Consider the following 18,522-nt stretch of genomic DNA (forward strand, 5'->3'; position numbering starts at 1 on the left):
AGATGGGTTATGAATAATAATTTATTTACTAAAAACGTAAGGCTTTCTTTTTTAGATGAGTAAAATCTCTCTTTTGCTAAATAAAGAAAGATAACTTTCTCTTTTATCCTTTTTATGATAACGTTTTGTGTGACAGAATGTTCGAGGTGTAACCATGAGTAATAAATATGTTGTCGTAGATTTAGAAACAACAGGAAATTCACCTAAAAAAGGTGATCAAATTATACAATTAGCAGCAGTAGTGATTGAAAATGGACAGATTACTGAACAGTACGCTTCACTTGTACAACCTAGTCACAGTATCCCTCCATTTATAGAAGAACTAACCGGACTAACAGACGAAATGGTGGCCTCAGCACCTAAATTTTCTGAGATTGCCAAGAAAGTGGAGCAAATGCTTGAAGGTGCCTACTTCGTTGCACATAATGTCCTTTTTGATTTATCGTTTTTACAGGAAGAGTTTAAAATGGCTGGTTTAGCAGGTTTTTATGGGCCAATTATAGATACTGTTGAACTGGCAAGGATCTTTTTACCAAGTGAGGATAGCTATAAGCTATCTGATTTATCGTTAAACTTAGGGCTCTCTCATGTGAGACCACATCAAGCGGATAGCGATGCTTATGTAACAGCAGAATTACTTTTAATATTAGAACAGAAAATGAAAAGCTTACCATTGCTTACTTTGAAGCAATTAAAAGATATTTCCTTTGGCTTAAAAAGTGACTTAGATTTATATTTAGAGGATTGGATTCAATGGAAAGAAGAGAGCCATCAATCACTTCCTAGCGATTTAGAAATTGATCATGGGATCGCTCTTCGTAAAAGGCAAAATACGCAAGAAGGGAAATTGAATAAATCCAGTATCTTGTATCCATATACAAAGGAAGAGAAAGAAGCTTATTTGCAAAAAGTGTTTAAACCTTTTGAATCACGAGAGGGCCAATATGAAATGATGGATGCCGTTTATAAGGCATTTATTTCTAAACAACATTCACTGATTGAAGCTGGAACAGGTGTAGGTAAATCATTGGCCTACTTATTGCCTTCTATTATTTTTTCTTTGCAGGAAAACGAACGAATTGTGATTAGTACATTCACAACTCAACTTCAAGACCAATTGCTGCAGAAGGACTTACCTTTACTAACGCAAATGATACCAATGCCAATCAAGGCAAGTATTCTAAAAGGAAGAAATCATTATATTAGTTTAGCAAAGTTTATTCATACACTAAGAAGTCAAGATGATAACTATGATACTTGTTTAACGAAGATGCAAATTCTAGTATGGTTAACGGAAACAACAACAGGGGATGTCGACGAACTTAATTTATCTAGTGGTGGTCAATTGTATTGGAACCAAATTAAAAATAATCGGATGTTATTTATTAACGATAAGGACTTTAGAGAGAAAGACTTTTATAATCGTGCAAAGAAGCAAGCTGAGTCAGCACAATTGATTATTACGAATCATAGTATGTTACTTTCTGATACCATCAGTGATTATGATATTTTGCCATCATATCAATATGCAATTATTGATGAGGCTCATCATTTTGTAAAAGCGGCATCTCCTTATTTTGGACGTATGCTAGATTTTATGACTGTTCGGCTCACGATTAATAAATTAGGGTTATTCGAGCAAAAAGAGTGGATCTATCAGCTTGAGCAATTGCTAGAAGAAGTCGGTGTTTCTAATGAGGTGATTCATTCATTTGAGGTAAATGAGATGATGGAGAGTTTACATACAGAAATGGATGAGTTCTTTTACCTCATTTCGAATCTTGTGCAAAAATCTAGTCATAAAAAGAGTAAATTGGTACGAGTGAAAATGAATGTTCAAAATCTAATCGCTAAATATGGACGTCAAATTAACATCCAAGTGGAGCGGTTTTCTTCTATTCTAAAAGAGGTTATTCAAATGTTGACAGCAAGGCTACATGCTATACAAAATGGATCATCTCCTATTGCAGAAAAGTCAAAGCCTTTATTAGAGGATGTCTCATCTGCTGTCAGGGAATTAGAAGGTTATGTCCATTCGTTGCACTTCTTTTTTAAAAACACTCAAGACCAACCTTTCGCATCTTGGGTAGAAGTTGATTTACGTGCAATTCAGAATGTCACTTCTATTTATGCGGAACCATTAAATGTCTCTGACCGACTGAGTCAGTCCTTTTTTACAAAGAAGAAAAGTGTTGTTTTAGCCTCGGCTACAATGACCGTTAATCAGTCGTTTCAATATATGGAGAAAGAATTAGGCTTAGAAGGTTCACCTTGTACTAGTCGGCAAATCCCTTCACCATTTCAATATGAAAAACAAGTGAAAATGATTATACCAAAAGACTTACCAGATATTAAAACGGTGAAAATGGAAGAGTATATTGCCAGTATCGCTGAGCAAATCATTTCCATTGCTGAAGTAACAAAGGGGCGTATGCTCATTTTATTCACTTCATTTGAAATGCTTAAGGAAACGTATCAGCTTATAAAGGAATCGGACTTTCTCAGTGATTATGCGATCTTTGCTCAAGGAATATCAGGAGGTAGTCGTTCGCGATTGACGAGAAACTTTCAAAAGTTTGATAAAGCGATTTTATTAGGAGCAAGTAGTTTTTGGGAGGGTGTAGATATTCCTGGAGAAGATTTATCTTGCTTGATTATTGTTCGCCTACCATTTGCACCGCCAGATGACCCTGTAGCTAGTGCGAAAGCTGCAAAGCTGAAAAGAGATGGGGGAAATCCTTTTAAAGAGCTCGCCATACCGGAAGCTGTGATTCGTTTTAAACAAGGGTTTGGCCGCTTAATAAGAACGACTACCGATAGGGGTGTTGTGATTGTATTTGATAGAAGAATTAAAACTGCAAGTTATGGAAAAGCATTTCTGCAATCGATACCGCCTATTGAAGCAAAAGAGTGTGATTTGAATGAAACGATTCATATCATTGAAGAATGGTTATAATTTTTAAAAACTAATCGTCTAATATTTATGCAAACCACTTTTACTGGTATACTATTAGACGTAACAGAGAATATGGGCCTTACTTGTCAAGGAGGAAATACAGATGGAAAGCAAGATTGAAATCTTATCAACAGTAACGATTCAAAATAGTCCAGATTTATATAAAATTGTTGATAGTTTAAACAGAACATTAAAAGAAAAAGATTTAATGTTCGGCTTAGCATTGGATAAGGATGATGATAGCAAAGCTGTATTTACAATATATCGTACATAGGTAGTGAAAAAAATGAAAAAAATACTAATTATCGTACTTGCCATCATGGTTGTCATTATCGGTTTCTCGGCAAAAGTTTATATAAAAGCAATGGAGCCGATAAATCAAGCGGAAAAAGTGGCAAAAGAAAAAGCGGAAAATGAGGCAGATCTACAGGCCGTAAAAAGAGTAACGCTATATAATGGTAATGAAACGTATTACATTATTGATGGGGTTACAAAAGAAGATAAAGAAGTGTATGTATGGGTTTCAGCAGACTCTGAGGATGAAATAATCATAAAAAATAAAAAAGATGGGATTTCAAAAGAAGAAGCAATCGAAAAGGTAATGAATAAAAAAAATCCCAATGAGATTATTTCTGTCAACCTTGGTATGGAAAAATCAATCCCTTTGTGGGAGATTTCCTATAAAACCGGGGAAGGTCTTCTTAATTATTATGTAATAGATTATGAGACAGGTAACGAAGAATTAAAAATATTAGAAAATCTTTAACTAAGTGGTTCGGCTGACTATTCCATGGCCAGCTCATATATAAAATGATAGATTATACATTCTGGAGGATTAGGAAAATGAATTTTGAACTAGCACAAAGAGTGCAATCACTGACACCATCTACAACTTTAGCGATTACAGCTAAGGCAAAAGAAATGAAGGCACAAGGGATTGATGTTATCGGTTTAGGTGCGGGTGAACCAGACTTTAATACACCTCAGCATATTATTGATGAAGCTATTCAATCGATGAATGAAGGGTACACGAAGTATACGGCAGCGGCAGGGCTACCAAAACTAAAAGAAGCTATTTCTAACAAGTTTAAACAAGATCAAGGGATTGATATTCCCGCCTCAGATATAATTGTTACAAGTGGTGCTAAGCATGCGTTATACACTTTATTTCAAGTCATCTTAAATAAAGGTGATGAGGTCATTATTCCAACTCCGTATTGGGTAAGTTATCCAGAACAAGTAAAACTAGCAGGCGGAAAGCCAGTATTTATTGATGGTCTTGAAGAAAATGAATATAAGGTTACGCCTCAGCAGTTAGAGACCGTTATATCAGAAGCCACAAAAGCAGTTATCATTAATTCACCTAGTAACCCAACAGGCATGCTTTATAGCAAACCGGAACTAGAAGCGATTGGTGAATTTTGTTTGAAACATAATATCTTAATTATTTCTGATGAAATCTATGAAAAGTTGACTTATGATGGGCATCAACATATTTCGATCGCACAAATCAGTCCAGAATTGCAAGAGCAGACTATTATCATTAATGGAGTATCAAAGTCTCATTCAATGACAGGTTGGAGAATTGGTTATGCTGCCGGCAATACAGCCATTATTAAAGCAATGACAAACCTTGCGAGTCATAGTACATCTAATCCAACTACTCCTTCTCAATACGGGGCGATTGCAGCGTACAATGGTTCACAACAACCAGTAGAAGAAATGAAAAATGCGTTTGAAGAGCGTTTAAATATAATTTATCAACAATTAGTAGCCATTCCAGGTTTCACATGTATTAAACCACAAGGTGCTTTTTATCTTTTCCCTAACGTAGAAGAAGCAGCAAAACTTACAGGTTTTGCAGATGTTGATGCGTTTGTAAAAGGTTTATTAGAAGAAGCGAAGGTAGCTGTTATTCCTGGTTCTGGCTTTGGTTCTCCGAAAAATATTCGATTATCATATGCGACATCACTTGAGCAATTAGAAGCCGCTGTTCGTCGAATCCATGAATTTGTTAATCATAAATTGCAGTAATCATTAAAGGAAGTGGAGCCCTTCACTTCCTTTTCTCTTGCTAGAGGTATGTTTGATGAAAAGTTGCCTAGAGAATCAGAGAAGGGTATAATAAAGGCGACTTGAACTTAATTGGTAAATGTTTTTGGAAGGGGTATTAAATTGAATAAAACGACAATTGCTGAAACATATAAATATGTTGATCAAGAAGTAAAAATTGGTGCATGGATTGCTAATAAACGCTCCAGTGGGAAAATTGCCTTTCTTCAGCTACGTGATGGCTCTGGTTTTATCCAAGGTGTGGTCGTAAAGGCTGATGTGTCTGAAGAAGTATTTAAAGTGGCAAAATCGGTTACACAAGAATCTAGTGTGTTTGTAGTAGGGAAAGTGCAAAAAGATGATCGTTCACCTTTAGGTTATGAATTACTCGTTACGGATGTAGAAGTGATTCATGAATCAACCGACTATCCAATTACACCGAAAAACCATGGGACAGAGTTTTTGATGGATCACCGTCACCTATGGTTACGTTCACGAAAACAGCATGCTGTAATGAAAATTCGAAATGAAATCATTCGTGCTACATATGAATTCTTTAATGAAAATGGTTTCTCAAAGGTGGATCCACCAATCCTAACAGGTAGTGCACCTGAAGGGACATCAGAGTTATTTGCTACCAAGTATTTTGATGAAGATGCATACCTATCTCAAAGTGGTCAATTGTATATGGAAGCCGCAGCAATGGCTTTAGGGAAAGTTTTCTCATTTGGACCAACATTCCGAGCTGAGAAATCAAAAACGAGACGTCATCTTATTGAATTTTGGATGATTGAACCGGAAATGGCTTTTTATGAGTTTGAAGACAATTTGAAAGTACAAGAAGAATATGTTTCCTATATTGTCCAAGCTGTTGTTAAAAACTGCCAAGTTGAATTGAAGACATTAGACCGCGATGTGTCTAAGTTAGAAAAAATTCAAGCTCCATTCCCGAGAATTTACTATGATGATGCCATTACGTTTTTACAAGAAAAAGGGTTTGATGATATCACATGGGGAGAAGACTTTGGCGCGCCACATGAAACAGCGATTGCCGAAAGCTATGATAAACCCGTATTTATTACACATTACCCAACAAAAATCAAACCTTTCTACATGCAGCCAGATGCTGAAAGAGAAGATGTTGTCCTCTGTGCGGATTTAATAGCTCCAGAAGGATATGGTGAAATTATAGGCGGGTCAGAGCGTATCCATGATTATGAGCTCTTGAAACAAAGATTGGCAGAACATGAATTAGATATGGATGCATACAAATGGTACTTAGAATTAAGACAATACGGGTCAGTTCCTCATTCTGGGTTTGGTTTAGGTCTAGAGAGAACAGTTGCTTGGATTAGTGGCGTGGAGCATGTGAGAGAATCGATTCCATTCCCAAGACTTTTAAACCGCTTATACCCGTAAGCTTTTAACAATATTAAACGAAAAAGAGTCATTTTGTGGCTCTTTTTTCACTTTTTTACACCTTTTAATTTGAATACATTTCTATACTTTTCTTAAAAGGGTTCATGATATACTTGTATGGAGGTGTGTATGATGCCAAAGAAGATATTATTAAAATGGTTACAGGAAAAGGACATTACGATTCCTGGAGCTTTATTAACGCAATACAAAGCAATGAATTTAAAAGAAGAAGAAGTGGTCCTTATTCTCCATTTGATTTCAATTAGTGAAAAGGGAAATGACTTCCCGACTCCTTTTGAGCTTGCAGAAGTAATGAACTATTCGGCCGAGGAATGTGCAGGGATGCTTCGCCGTTTAATACAAAAAGGGTTAATCACGATAAATGAAGGTTATAGTGAAGAAGGTATTCGCTTTGAAAGATACTGTTTAGATCAATTTTGGGAAAAATTAGCGGATGCTTTTATGATTGCAGATAAAAGAAATGAAGCAAAAGAAAATCAACAAGATGAAATTGATTTGTATTCAGTATTTGAAAGTGAATTTGGCAGGCCGTTATCTCCTTTTGAATGCGAAACGCTAGCACTTTGGTTAGATGATGACCATCATGAGGCGAAAATCATCAAAGCTGCCTTAAAAGAAGCAGTGATATCTGGTAAATTAAATTTTCGCTATATTGATCGCATCTTGTTTGAGTGGAAAAAGAATGGGATAAAAACGGTAGAGCAAGCAACAAATCAAGGGAAGAAATTTAGACAAAACCAAGGGAAGAGAATGAAAAGTGTAGAGAATAGTGACAAGAGAAATGAATCGCTACCTTTTTATAATTGGTTAGAACAATAGTTTGAATGGTGATGATATATGTTAAATAAGAAGGATATTAGATACTGTTTAGATAAAATGGGAGAAATGTTTCCAGATGCTCACTGCGAGCTCGTTCATAAAAATCCTTTTGAACTTGTCATTGCAGTGGCATTATCAGCGCAGTGTACCGATGTATTAGTGAATAAAGTGACAAGCAAACTCTTTTTAAAGTACAAAACACCAGAGGATTATTTAAATGTATCAATTGAAGAATTACAACAGGATATCCGCTCAATTGGTTTATATAGAAATAAGGCAAAAAACATTCAAAAACTATGTCGCATGTTAATTGATGACTATGATGGTGTAGTTCCTGCTGATCGGGATGAATTAACAAAGTTACCAGGAGTCGGTAGGAAGACAGCGAATGTGGTTGTATCAGTGGCCTTTAATGTCCCTGCAATAGCTGTTGATACACATGTGGAAAGGGTAAGTAAACGTCTTGGTTTTTGTAGGTGGAAGGATTCAGTTCTTGAGGTAGAAAAAGCGCTTATGAAAAAAATACCAGAAGAAGAGTGGTCAGTGACCCATCATCGCTTAATATTTTTTGGACGCTACCATTGCAAAGCGCAAAATCCAAAATGTCAGGAATGTCCCGTTCTCGATGTTTGTAGAGAAGGTAAAAAGAGAATGAAGCGTTTAGGTGCGTAAATATGAATGAGATTCCTAAAGAGCTACAGCACCCTTTTTTCAACGATATACAGAAGTCAGATAGGGAGTTTGTGCCGTTTTATTATGAACAACAATATTACAGAGGATTCGCTTCTTTTGAACCTTGGCAGGATTTAGAACGGGTAAGCGAAACGATTAATCGAGAATGGCAAGAGTTATCGGATAGCATCAAATATGCCCATCAACAAAGAAATAAGAAGGAAGCGGGGCAGCTCATGGTTGTAGGCGTCGCGATTTTAGTACAATATGTGTATTGGTTAAATGAAAAACCGGTGTCCTTTTGTGATCAACAAATCGGTATACGTTTGCCAATAGTTCCATTCAACTTCAGCGATCGATTACAATTTATTATGCAGCAGCCTTCACTTCATTTAGCTTTTTCTCAATTAACCGAGTTGATGATAGAAGTAAATAAATTATATGCTAAAAAAAAGGTAAAGAAAAAACACTCAAAATAGAAAAGAGTGTTTTTTTGTACTGATCATTTACATCATGTAATAGGGGAATATATACGTATAGAGACATACAAAAGGCAGAGAAGGAGCTCTTCTCTGCCTTTTTAACTTATTATTCTTCATTGTCATCATCTGGTGGTGATGGCGGTGGTTCTTCTTCATTTGGAGGTGGATTGTCCTCTCCGCTACCGTCTTCATTACCTCCATCATTACCATTATTGTTACCATTGCCTTCACCTTCGTTATTTCCATTGCCATTCCCATTACCATTCCCGTTGCCATTGTTGTTTTCGCCACCATTATTACCTTCGCCATTACCATTCTCGTCGTCATTGCCACCTTCTTCTTCTCCAGGTGGTTGTTGTCCCTCACCAGGCGTTTCCTCTTCAGGAGGTTCGACTTCTTCTGGCTCTTCTTCATTGGCTGGTATGTTAACAGATGTTTGGGCTCCATCACTTTCCTTATCACCTTGAACCGCTTTTACGGTGAAGGTATACGTGCTATCAGGTTCAGGATTTTCAATCGTAAGTGATGTTTCAGATGTTGTCGTGAACTCTTGGGCACTGCCATCATTAATAGCGCCTGTCACCACAAATTGACTATTGTCTTTGTCTTTATGATTCCATACGACTTCAATCGTATTGGCTTCTTTATTGTATTTGGCATTTAAACCATTCGGTGCTTCAAGTTTATCGAACTTTTCAGAGACTGTTTTTGGTGCGTTTCCTTTGACAGCGTACTCTGTAATAATTTGATCACTTGGCGTATATTTACTTGCTAGTTTTGCAGGATTACTACCTTTTTCAATCGCCACTTTTTCAACAGAGTTAGGCATTTTGAAATCAGCTGTTTCTTTCCCTTCTGAAGCATATTGCATAATGTTTTTAAAGAGCATTTGGGCAATCTTCTGGTCGTAACCGTTTGATGCTAGGTAATTCTTTCTATTTTCATATCCGGTCCAAATGGCGGCTGTATAATTCGTTGTATAACCTGCAAACCAGGCATCTGGTGTAGCACCGTTAGGGATATCAAATTTTTCTTTATCTGCAGCATCATAATTCGTTGTTCCTGTTTTTCCGGCAACTGGTAAACCTGGGATATTAGCAGTTGTACCGGTACCACTTGAAATAGCCGTCTTCAGTATATCCGAAATCATAAAGGCAGTGTAATCATTCATCACCGCTTCACTTTCAGGTGTAGTGTCAATCTTCGTACCATCACGCATTTCAATGGCTTTGACAGTATGAGGCTCTGTATAGAAACCTTCATTGGCAAATGCGCTATAAGCACCGGCCATTTCCATTGGAGAAACGGCATTTGTACCAAGTACAGAGGACTCATAATAGTCGTCTTTAAAGTTAAAGCCTAATCGATTAGCAAATTCCTTTGATTGCTCAGTACCTACTTCTTGAATGGCTTTAACAGCAGGAATATTCCTTGACTCTGCCAATGCTTGGCGCATCGTCATTGTCCCTTTAAATGAATTATCCCAGTTATTTACTTCGGTTCCCTCACTGTATTTATATGGCTCATCAACAAGTGTGTGATAAGTGCCCCATTGATTAAATTCAATGGCAGGTGCATATCCGGCGATCGGTTTAAATGTTGAACCTGCTTGACGTTTTTGGTCTGTAGCAAAGTTGAAACCACGCTTTACTTCTTGATTACGTCCGCCGCCAATCGCCCGAACTTCACCATTACTTGAATCTAATAAAGTAATCCCCGCTTGGAATTCTTCATCTGGATATTGTATGACATCTTCGCTATTTAAGATATTTGCAACATATTTTTGGATATCTTTGTCTGCTGTTGTATGAATTGTTAAACCATCGGAAAAGATATCGAGGTCAGGATATTTTTCAGTTACTTCATCAATGACAACATCGACAAATGAATCATATGGTGTATCATCTTCTATTTCTCTTTCACCTTCAGGAACTAACCCTTCAGTGATAGGAATGGATTGTGCTTCAGTCTTTTGCTCTTCGGAAATGAATCCGTGTTGGTTCATTAAAGATAAGACAATGTTACGTCGTTTTTCGGCATTTTCTGGATGTGTAAACGGATTATAGTTGTTTGGACTTTGCGGCATTCCTGCAAGTAATGCGGCTTCATGTAACTCCAGATCATCCAAATCTTTACCAAAATATAAACGTGATGCTGTTAACACACCGTGACTATTTTCTGACATGTAAATTTTATTCACATACATTTCAAAGATTTCTTGCTTTGTATATTTTCGTTCCAATTGGAATGAAAGCCATGCCTCTTGTGCTTTCCGGCTAATTGTCTTTTCATTATTTAAGAATGAGTTCTTTACGACCTGTTGTGTAATCGTACTAGCGCCCTCAGAACCAAAACCTTTTGTTACGTTGGCGATAACTGCTCCACCTAATCGAATTAAATCCATGCCGTTATGTTCATAAAAGCGAACATCTTCTGTTGCCAGAAAAGCATTTTCAACAAGGTCGGGTATATCTTCATATTCAACATAATCTAAATTTCCAGCACCGACTTCCGTGATTTTCTCACCATTTATATCGAGAAGAACCGATGGAATAGGGTCCTTTAATAGTGCCGGATCTAACTCGGGAGCATCCTTAACCATAAAGGCAAATGTAGCTGCGCCTGCAATCATTCCAACAATACCGAGTGCAATTAATGTGAGGAAAATCTTCTTAAATAGCGATTTTCCTGATTTTTTCTTCTTCGGTTTAGGTGATTGCTGTTGTTGTTTTCGGCGCTCCTCCCTAGATTTATACTGTTCTGACATATAAGTCCTTCCTTTCTATCTCAAACCTTATGTTGAGCTATCAAGCTGATAAATGTTATCTAATATCTTAATATAATCAATTCTCGGTTGAAAGCCAAGTATTATGCGATGGCCTTTTTCTATCACTTCATCCTTTGTCATCGATTTCCTTCCGCCATTTTTCATCCGCTCCCAAAAAGCGAGTAGTTCCTTTGCTTCTAGTAAAAATAACTCGTCAGTGGTAGAAAAGCGTAAAATGACAAAGCAAATGCCCCTTTGTTTTATGATGTTCCTCATATGTTCAATTTGATGAGAATGGAAGTTATTAAAAGGGAATGAGGTGGTATTTTTAGTTTCCTTTGCTTCGAAATCAATATACTTACCTTTGTAAATGCCATTATAGTCAGTTGTAGATGCCTGTTTAAAGTATGCTTCTTTAATAACAGCTGCACTTCTTGCAGGATAATCCACTTGAACAATTTGTACTGGTGTTGGCTTCTTGTGTATGACTGCGATCCCTCTATCTAAGTAATATTGGTTGCTATCGTTAATATCGTCCTCCAATGTCATACCTCTTTTACCATATGACGGATTCTTTCGTTTTCTTTTTTCTATTGTGCTTTTTTCTGCAGGTACGTATTTTCTCCCGTTCGGGTAATGAAATGCCATAGACTTCACCTCACAAACTATACCTTATCATACCAGAAGCAAGATGTAATCGGGTGGTCAAAAAGCACTAATATAACAAGGTGTACTTGTTTTGTAATATTTGACGTAAAAGAAGGTGAAAATGTTTCATTTTCTTTTCAGTGTTGCCGTTTAGACATATTTTCAAACGTTTTTTCATATGCTGTCGAAAGAAGGTCATTATATAAAAAATCCTTCTTTCTTTGCCGAATCAGTTCTAGTTTTGTCAATCGCAAAGGAGATAAAAATAGGAAAGCGAATGTACATTATATCAAAGACGCGACCTTAAAGGAGGCATGACTTGTCAATGAAACCTAATATGACTGAAAAACAGGAATTATTACTCATGCTAGAGGATATTTATAATCAATTGGAGGCTTTAGAGACAGCTGTGCAAAAGAATCTACAACAATTAAAGTTCAATCAACAAAAAGAACAAATCGAAAAAGTAGAAGCGTGTCATGAAAAGTTAGTGGAATTAGAAAGTTTTCCGATGGACGAGCTTCACCAACAAGATACGACGGATTCACATTTTGTGAAATACAAACTTGGTTATCGCTAATCATTTACGAGTAGTATAGTCGTAAGCTACAATAAGGTTAGCTCATCTATGATTTTTACAGAATGACTGGAGATGAACATGATGAACAAGCTAGCCAAACACTCAAATGAAATCTTAATGCATTTGGAATGGATTGAGAAGCGCTATATAGATGGTAGAAAAGAAAATAAGAAAGCGGATTTTTTCGACGAAGTTAAGCCTTATGCCGATAAGGTGAAAAAAGAGTTAGATGTATGGCAGGAAGAAGCACTTCTATTTTTACAGACAAAAGCAACGAAGAAGTTATGGCCGATGCAAATCAATTCTGCTTATGACCAAATTGAAACATGCTCGATTCAAGCTTTTTACCCTGAAACAAGTAAATCGAGATTTACCAATCAATTGCAGTCTGCAAAATTTGTTGTTGAGACGTTGTTAAGAATCGTAGAAGAAAGTGAAGTGTGATCAAGACTCAGGACGAATAATTTAAAGGTCCTAACTTCATTTCAACGGACGCCTTGAGATCATTTCGACTCTTTCTTACACCGAATGATTGGAAAAGGGAGAGTAGCTTCAGTATAAATAATAGAAGGAAAAAAGGAGCCACTATAAAAGTGACTCCTTTTTTCCTTCTGAGTTATGAATGTTTTTTCCTATTTCATAGTAATTAGGGATCCGTCTTTAAAAAAACTTTCAGGAATGACAGCACCTAATGATTCTAATTCACGAACTAGATTTCGATAATCCAAAATGGAAATTTCATTGTGGATATAAGCTCGTTTAGAGAAATCTAGTAGTTGGTTCGCGTGATCTGGCTTAACTTCCTTCACTTGTTGAAACTTCTGCTTTAGCTCGTGAACATTCATTTGAATCTTCCTCCCCCAAATAATGAAATAATCTTAAAAGGATACTCATCCAATCATGCGATGAAATATGAAGTTTTAAAGAAATGTAGGAAAAAACAAATCTTTAAATATATAGTAACACGAAATAAATAGATTGCTTATTTTTCAAAAATTTAAACTTCCGACAAAGTTCAACAATTAATGACAGATTGCGAAATAAGGATTTTCTTTTATAAATGCAAATATCATTAAGGATAATCACCTAATTCGCCTATTCATCATACAGTATAATGATGATGAATAAGGAGGATGTTTGCCCATGTTTGGCCGTAAAAGAAATGAGAGAAGTAAACGAAATATGCCTGTTGCATGGAGCTTTAATCCATATTATGCACCTTACCAATCTAATATGTCCTACCCTGCTGAAATAAGACAAATGCCAGTAATGCAGTCCGTTCCACACCCGATAATGAATGGACAACAACAGCCATTATGGAATCAATCTCAACTAAATTATGCTTATCCAACGAATTATCCGTATCAGACCCTTCCATATGGTCATATGTATCCGCCGCAATCAGAGGTAAATAATCACCAACCAAACTACCCTTTACAGGAGAGTCCAAATTACTTTCACAATCCACTCGAACCAAATGAGCAGCCGGTAAATAAATCTTTTAACATGCCAAACCAATATAACTCCATGAACCCGTATCCAAAACAATCTTTTGTTGCGAAACAACCAAGTAATGTTCAATCGATTATGAATAGCTTTAAGTCCCAAGATGGTTCACTAGATTTTAATAAAATGATGGATACAGCGGGGCAAATGATGAATGCTGTAAACCAAGTTTCCTCAATGGTAAAAGGGGTCGGTGGTTTCTTTAAGGTGTAGGGTTGATAGTCTAATAGGATGATCATAAGGTTCATTGATGGATAAGTAAATCGGCAATAGGCTTTAAGGTAGTAACTATTAATTGGATTAATGCAGACATATACTTACTTTGGCCATGTGACGGCAAAAGAGCACATGGCTTTTTATGATGGCTTGTTCCGGATATGCCATCATAAAAAAGAGTGAGTGCACGGAAGTTTGGCTGCTGTTTTTCTTTCGTTATGAAAGGGAATTTAATAAATATCAATTTAGATGACAAGTCTTGTATTCGGAAATAGGAGAATTGTAAAAAAATATTGACAATGATGTTGGAAAGATGAAAAATAGTTAGCATGACGAAAGAAGCAGAAGGGGGAAAGAAATGGTTCGTTATATCCAGCAAATGATTATCGTCATCTTTCTTATTTTATTTCTTGCAACATTACCATCAATCGTTTTAGTTGATCCTACAAATGGTACGGTTAGTTTGAATTTTTCCCAATTTCCTTCAATAGTAGGAAATTTCTTTAAAGAATTAAGCACTGGCAGCCTAGGTACATTTTATGTAGGAATGGAGCAAAGGTCGATTGCTTCAGAGATTGGCGATAATTTTTTCACTTCCTTTTATATTGTTTTTGTAGGCGTATTTATTTCCATTCTTTTCAGTTTATTATTCGGTATTTTCTTAAGTCGATTCTACTTAACAAAAATTTTTCGTCTCATTATGAATATCATCTCGACCATTCCTGATTTTATTTTTATTATTTTTGCTCTACTCTTGGCGGTGAATATTTATAAATGGACAGGCATTAGAGTCGTCTCCTTTTTACCGAATGGGGGTGCATTGAATATTTGGTTCCCGATGGTTCTCGTTGCGATTGCCCCTTCTATTTATCTATTTAAATTGATTTCTGAGAGGTACTTTTTAATAGCTGGAGAAGATTATATTCGTACAGCTGTAGCTAAAGGCTTGAAAATTGATCGTATTAATTTTCAGCATGTGTTTAAAAATATTGAGCCGTTTCTTGTAGCTGACTTGGTGAAAGTATTATCCCTTGCCATCGGTAATTTATTTATTGTGGAATATTTGCTCAACGTGTCAGGTCTAACAAAGTTTGTTTTTCAAAGTTCTGGTGATCCGCAGCCTATTGCTATTGGCCTATTTGGCATGCTATTCATTTCGCTTCTTGTCTTTGCCGCTATGAGACTTTTACTTTATTTATTTAAACGAGGGTTTATTTATGAATAAGTTATATAATCGAAATTACGCATTGTATTTAGGGATAATTAGTGTATCGATTGTATTATTTTTTACGATATTTGGTCCGAAAATAGCACCCCACTCCATCTTTATGGCATTAGAGGTGAAGTATATGGATGGCGATGTCATTTCACCACCATTACAACCTTTTGAATCAATGGCATACCCTTTAGGAACAGATCTGTGGGGATACGATTTATTGTCAATGATACTATATGGTTTGCGATATACGGTGTGGATCGCTATTGCGGTTGCTGCTATAAAAATGATAGTCGGTACAGTACTAGGTATGTTTATTGGTACATGGAAAAAAACGCCTTCTTTCATTATCGCTTTTGAAGGTGCTTGGAGTTATGTACCTGCATTTTTAATTTTATATTTCTGCTTATTGCCTATTAATTTTGGATCTGTATTGGAAACGCCTATTCTTATAGCGTATTTCATCGTTATTGCCTCACTTGTTGGCATTCCAAGTATTGTATCTTCTGTTAGGCAAAAAACAGCTGAAATTTATAAAAGAGATTTTGTTTTGGCATCCATTACTCTTGGGGCAAAGAGGTGGAGGCTATTATGGCGTAACGTATTTCCACAATTAAAAGAATCGTTACTTGTGATGTTCACAATGGAAATTGTTTATGTGATTACAATCATGGGTCAGTTAGCTTTATTAAATATTTTTATCGGCGGAACAATTGTTAGAAATGATCCTGTTATCTACTTATCGGTTACAAAAGAATTATCAGGTCTTGTTGGGCAAGCGAGAGATAATTTGATGGGCAATCAATATATTTTAATGGTGCCACTTATCATTTTGTTAATCACTACGATATCCTTTAGTTTGTTAACCGCAGGGCTAAAAAATAAATTCCTATCAGATTATGCTAGAATGCCTTGGATTAAAACAGGAATTAAACCAAAAGGGAAACCAAGCCGAAAAAGATTAGGTGAAAAGCGATTTTTAAACTTTAGTTTACATAAAGTGGGTTTCGCTATCCTTTTCTTATTATTTGTTATTGGGGGTATACTTGTTCATCAATATAGTGATTCGAAAATTGGTGTAACAAATGAAAATGAAGGGGGCTATTCCTTAGCGCTTTCGATGGTAAGTGATAAAGAGTTTACAGTGAAAGAAGAAGTGACAGTTAAGAACCAATCAGAAGATAAATGGGAAGAGCTACTTTTTTTTGCACCGAGAGATATAGCCCAAATAGAACGTAATGAAATCACTGTAAACCAGGAAAATCTACCGTACGAAATAAAGGATGGCGTTTATTACATTTCGTTACCGGAAAAATGGCAAGGCGAGAATCAATTTGATGTGCAATTTAACTATAGAATGACAGGAATAGAAGATGCTGATATTTTCCAAGACTGGTATTTTGCATTAGCACCATTTAAAAACGGAAAATGGTCAGAAGCGACAAAAGATAATCCATATGTTCAACATCATCATGCATTATTATCTTCATTTAAAGTAAGCTATGATCTTCAACCAGGATATACATTTATATCTTCTGCTATTGAGAATGACAAGGAGACGGTCTCCATTGATGATGTGAAGAATTTCTCCTTTTCTATTGTGTCTGATAATTGGGATCAAAACGAAAGGGTTACACAGAAGGATACCCAGGTTCGCTTTTTGCAACAGTCTCCATCACTGGAGGAATCAGCTGAAGAAGAGATCATAACGGTGATTGATTATTTTGAAGAAGCGATAGCACCTCTACCATTTAAGCAAGTAGATATTTTCATAAGTGATAACTTGGAAACTGAGAGTTTGCCTGGGATGGTCATATTGAATGTAGAAGAAGCGCAGGATTCATATATGATAGCTAAAGAGGTGGCTGCTCTTTATTATGCATCGGCTATCAGTCAGGACCCTAAAAATGATAGCTGGATTGGATCGGGTCTATCTCATTTAGCTGCTTATCAATATAGCGTCGATCAAGGTGAGGAAAGTAAGCAACAGGCTTTGGCTTACTTACAAGAAGAATTAGGGGCGTTAGAAGAGCATGTGAATGGAAGCCAAGTATCCAATACCAATATCATCGAGGTTGAACATGAAGCTGTATTAAATGCACAACCTGCATGGAAAATAATCGAATTAATCGAAGAACATTACGGTTATAGAGGGATGAGTCCCGAAGAAGTCGGTGAAAAATATTTATCTTCCTTTTATGAACAGTTTGCCGGAAGAGAAGTAGATACTGAAATTTTCCTTCAGTTTACACGAGACTACTTCAGTGTACCTTCAGGGGCGTTTAGTCGGTGGTTAAATACAGAAGAGGTTGGGACATAAGTATGCTAGCTAATGGTTTATCCGGAATGATTAGGAGTTCTAGCGTCTAATCATTCGGTTTTTTGTGTGATTTGAACCCTTATTATGAAAAGAATAGTGAAATGGAGCGGAAGATACTCGAATCCTGAGGGAAATAGAGGGAAAGCTGAGACCCCACAGGCAATGCCTTAGGAGACTCAGCCCCTCCCCGCGAAAGCAAGTGACTGTAGCGCAATGGAACGGACTTTTTTGCAAATGATATTTTAAGATTAATTTGTTATTGTTCTTTTTTGAGGTTAGCTCATTAAGTTATGTCCCAGCCTCTTTACGGTCATTATATTATTTTAAGTTGATCCTTTTACCTTTTGGTTTAGGCACTTTTACGATAAGTAAGCCATTGGCGTGAGAAGCTTGAATGGTGCTTTCATCGATAATAAAAGGTAAGGGGATCGTCCTTGTTGATTGTTGGAATGCTTGTTTTTTTTGATATACTTGCTGTAAGTCATCCTCACTCGTTTCAATATCGAGGCGGTGGATCGTAATTTTAATATAATTATTAATGGCATTCAATTCAATTTGCTCACGGTTTATGCCTGGCAGTTCCGCTTTTATAATATAATCATCAGCGTTTTCATTTACTTCTATATGAAAAGAAGTAGCGAAAGGAAACGGACTTTTAAAAAAGTCGTCCATTGTCTGCATGAAGTTTTTTACAGGTTTTTCATGAAAAAATTGATTCATGGATTTCATTAAATCCCCGAACGGCTCCTTTCTTTTTTCACTCATGTAACTCCCTCCCAAATAAATCAAACATTTCCTTTATTCTATGCACTCGATAAAGTTTGGGTGATTTGAAAACTCTAATAGGA

At 36.3% G+C, this 18,522-nt stretch carries 18 protein-coding genes; 13 read left to right on the top strand and 5 right to left on the bottom strand.

Annotated elements, in window-relative coordinates:
* Positions 1-154 precede the first annotated feature (154 nt).
* From dinG to H9655_RS03600, 8 genes are all read left to right on the top strand, one after another.
* Complete coding sequence (gene dinG, locus H9655_RS03565) at positions 155-2,956, top strand: ATP-dependent DNA helicase DinG (protein ID WP_191810922.1); 2,802 nt, start codon at positions 155-157, stop codon at positions 2,954-2,956.
* A gap of 103 nt (positions 2,957-3,059) precedes the next feature.
* The gene (locus H9655_RS03570) at positions 3,060-3,230 is read left to right on the top strand and encodes a YpmA family protein (RefSeq protein ID WP_191810924.1); all 171 of its coding nucleotides are present in this window, start codon (positions 3,060-3,062) and stop codon (positions 3,228-3,230) included.
* Positions 3,231-3,242: 12 nt separating this feature from the next.
* Positions 3,243-3,722 (top strand): cell wall elongation regulator TseB-like domain-containing protein, encoded by a 480-nt coding sequence (locus tag H9655_RS03575; RefSeq protein ID WP_191810926.1) that lies wholly within the window; start codon positions 3,243-3,245, stop codon positions 3,720-3,722.
* A 77-nt stretch (positions 3,723-3,799) separates the two neighbouring features.
* Positions 3,800-4,990 carry a pyridoxal phosphate-dependent aminotransferase gene (locus H9655_RS03580; RefSeq protein ID WP_191810928.1) on the top strand — a complete coding sequence of 397 codons (1,191 nt, stop codon included), beginning with the start codon at positions 3,800-3,802 and terminating at the stop codon, positions 4,988-4,990.
* A 141-nt stretch (positions 4,991-5,131) separates the two neighbouring features.
* On the top strand, positions 5,132-6,427 hold the full coding sequence (gene asnS / locus H9655_RS03585; protein WP_191810930.1) for an asparagine--tRNA ligase: 1,296 nt from the start codon (positions 5,132-5,134) through the stop codon (positions 6,425-6,427).
* 132 nt (positions 6,428-6,559) lie between these two features.
* A complete protein-coding gene (locus tag H9655_RS03590) occupies positions 6,560-7,267 on the top strand; it encodes a DnaD domain-containing protein (protein WP_191810932.1) in 708 nt (235 codons plus the stop codon).
* 18 nt (positions 7,268-7,285) lie between these two features.
* Complete coding sequence (gene nth / locus H9655_RS03595) at positions 7,286-7,939, top strand: endonuclease III (protein ID WP_191810934.1); 654 nt, start codon at positions 7,286-7,288, stop codon at positions 7,937-7,939.
* A gap of 2 nt (positions 7,940-7,941) precedes the next feature.
* Positions 7,942-8,418 (top strand): YpoC family protein, encoded by a 477-nt coding sequence (locus tag H9655_RS03600; protein ID WP_191810936.1) that lies wholly within the window; start codon positions 7,942-7,944, stop codon positions 8,416-8,418.
* Between the two features lie 109 nt (positions 8,419-8,527).
* On the opposite strand, the gene H9655_RS03605 is transcribed toward H9655_RS03600, so the two are convergent.
* Positions 8,528-11,188 (bottom strand): penicillin-binding protein 1A, encoded by a 2,661-nt coding sequence (locus H9655_RS03605; RefSeq protein ID WP_191810938.1) that lies wholly within the window; start codon positions 11,186-11,188, stop codon positions 8,528-8,530.
* Between the two features lie 27 nt (positions 11,189-11,215).
* A complete protein-coding gene (gene recU, locus H9655_RS03610; RefSeq protein WP_191810940.1) occupies positions 11,216-11,836 on the bottom strand; it encodes a Holliday junction resolvase RecU in 621 nt (206 codons plus the stop codon).
* A 319-nt stretch (positions 11,837-12,155) separates the two neighbouring features.
* On the opposite strand from recU, the gene H9655_RS03615 reads away from it, so the two are divergent.
* Together H9655_RS03615 and H9655_RS03620 are read left to right on the top strand one after the other, a co-directional pair.
* Positions 12,156-12,416 (top strand): hypothetical protein, encoded by a 261-nt coding sequence (locus H9655_RS03615; protein ID WP_191810942.1) that lies wholly within the window; start codon positions 12,156-12,158, stop codon positions 12,414-12,416.
* Positions 12,417-12,497: 81 nt separating this feature from the next.
* Positions 12,498-12,860, top strand: a complete 363-nt coding sequence (locus H9655_RS03620) for a DUF1798 family protein (RefSeq protein ID WP_191810944.1) — start codon at positions 12,498-12,500, stop codon at positions 12,858-12,860.
* A 188-nt stretch (positions 12,861-13,048) separates the two neighbouring features.
* On the opposite strand, the gene H9655_RS03625 is transcribed toward H9655_RS03620, so the two are convergent.
* Positions 13,049-13,261 (bottom strand): YppF family protein, encoded by a 213-nt coding sequence (locus H9655_RS03625; protein WP_191810945.1) that lies wholly within the window; start codon positions 13,259-13,261, stop codon positions 13,049-13,051.
* Positions 13,262-13,559: 298 nt separating this feature from the next.
* Here H9655_RS03625 and H9655_RS22335 point away from each other — a divergent pair, with 298 nt between their 5' ends.
* Positions 13,560-14,135 carry a YppG family protein gene (locus tag H9655_RS22335; RefSeq protein ID WP_225230391.1) on the top strand — a complete coding sequence of 192 codons (576 nt, stop codon included), beginning with the start codon at positions 13,560-13,562 and terminating at the stop codon, positions 14,133-14,135.
* 31 nt (positions 14,136-14,166) lie between these two features.
* Here H9655_RS22335 and H9655_RS22340 read toward each other — a convergent pair whose 3' ends face one another.
* Complete coding sequence (locus tag H9655_RS22340) at positions 14,167-14,394, bottom strand: hypothetical protein (protein WP_225230392.1); 228 nt, start codon at positions 14,392-14,394, stop codon at positions 14,167-14,169.
* A gap of 102 nt (positions 14,395-14,496) precedes the next feature.
* Here H9655_RS22340 and H9655_RS03635 point away from each other — a divergent pair, with 102 nt between their 5' ends.
* On the top strand, positions 14,497-15,363 hold the full coding sequence (locus tag H9655_RS03635) for an ABC transporter permease subunit (protein ID WP_191810947.1): 867 nt from the start codon (positions 14,497-14,499) through the stop codon (positions 15,361-15,363).
* Positions 15,356-17,674 (top strand): ABC transporter permease, encoded by a 2,319-nt coding sequence (locus H9655_RS03640; protein ID WP_191810949.1) that lies wholly within the window; start codon positions 15,356-15,358, stop codon positions 17,672-17,674. The genes H9655_RS03635 and H9655_RS03640 overlap by 8 nt, the downstream gene beginning before the upstream one ends.
* Before the next feature lie 318 nt (positions 17,675-17,992).
* Here the strand turns inward: H9655_RS03640 and H9655_RS03645 are convergent, their stop codons facing one another.
* Positions 17,993-18,439 carry an Hsp20/alpha crystallin family protein gene (locus H9655_RS03645; RefSeq protein WP_191810951.1) on the bottom strand — a complete coding sequence of 149 codons (447 nt, stop codon included), beginning with the start codon at positions 18,437-18,439 and terminating at the stop codon, positions 17,993-17,995.
* Positions 18,440-18,522: the final 83 nt, after the last annotated feature.

The organism is Cytobacillus stercorigallinarum, from assembly GCF_014836495.1.
GTDB lineage: Bacteria > Bacillota > Bacilli > Bacillales > Cytobacillaceae > Cytobacillus > Cytobacillus stercorigallinarum.

Excerpts from the sequence above, each read along its gene's own strand:
- nth (WP_191810934.1), top strand. The coding sequence starts at position 7,286 with ATGTTAAATAAGAAGGATATTAGATACTGTTTAGATAAAATGGGAGAA.
- H9655_RS03570 (WP_191810924.1), top strand. The coding sequence starts at position 3,060 with ATGGAAAGCAAGATTGAAATCTTATCAACAGTAACGATTCAAAATAGT.
- H9655_RS03625 (WP_191810945.1), bottom strand. The coding sequence starts at position 13,261 with ATGAATGTTCACGAGCTAAAGCAGAAGTTTCAACAAGTGAAGGAAGTT.
- H9655_RS03640 (WP_191810949.1), top strand. The coding sequence starts at position 15,356 with ATGAATAAGTTATATAATCGAAATTACGCATTGTATTTAGGGATAATT.
- H9655_RS03580 (WP_191810928.1), top strand. The coding sequence starts at position 3,800 with ATGAATTTTGAACTAGCACAAAGAGTGCAATCACTGACACCATCTACA.
- H9655_RS03620 (WP_191810944.1), top strand. The coding sequence starts at position 12,498 with ATGAACAAGCTAGCCAAACACTCAAATGAAATCTTAATGCATTTGGAA.
- H9655_RS03590 (WP_191810932.1), top strand. The coding sequence starts at position 6,560 with ATGCCAAAGAAGATATTATTAAAATGGTTACAGGAAAAGGACATTACG.
- recU (WP_191810940.1), bottom strand. The coding sequence starts at position 11,836 with ATGGCATTTCATTACCCGAACGGGAGAAAATACGTACCTGCAGAAAAA.
- H9655_RS03575 (WP_191810926.1), top strand. The coding sequence starts at position 3,243 with ATGAAAAAAATACTAATTATCGTACTTGCCATCATGGTTGTCATTATC.
- H9655_RS03600 (WP_191810936.1), top strand. The coding sequence starts at position 7,942 with ATGAATGAGATTCCTAAAGAGCTACAGCACCCTTTTTTCAACGATATA.
- H9655_RS03635 (WP_191810947.1), top strand. The coding sequence starts at position 14,497 with ATGGTTCGTTATATCCAGCAAATGATTATCGTCATCTTTCTTATTTTA.
- dinG (WP_191810922.1), top strand. The coding sequence starts at position 155 with ATGAGTAATAAATATGTTGTCGTAGATTTAGAAACAACAGGAAATTCA.
- H9655_RS22335 (WP_225230391.1), top strand. The coding sequence starts at position 13,560 with ATGTTTGGCCGTAAAAGAAATGAGAGAAGTAAACGAAATATGCCTGTT.
- H9655_RS03645 (WP_191810951.1), bottom strand. The coding sequence starts at position 18,439 with ATGAGTGAAAAAAGAAAGGAGCCGTTCGGGGATTTAATGAAATCCATG.
- H9655_RS03605 (WP_191810938.1), bottom strand. The coding sequence starts at position 11,188 with ATGTCAGAACAGTATAAATCTAGGGAGGAGCGCCGAAAACAACAACAG.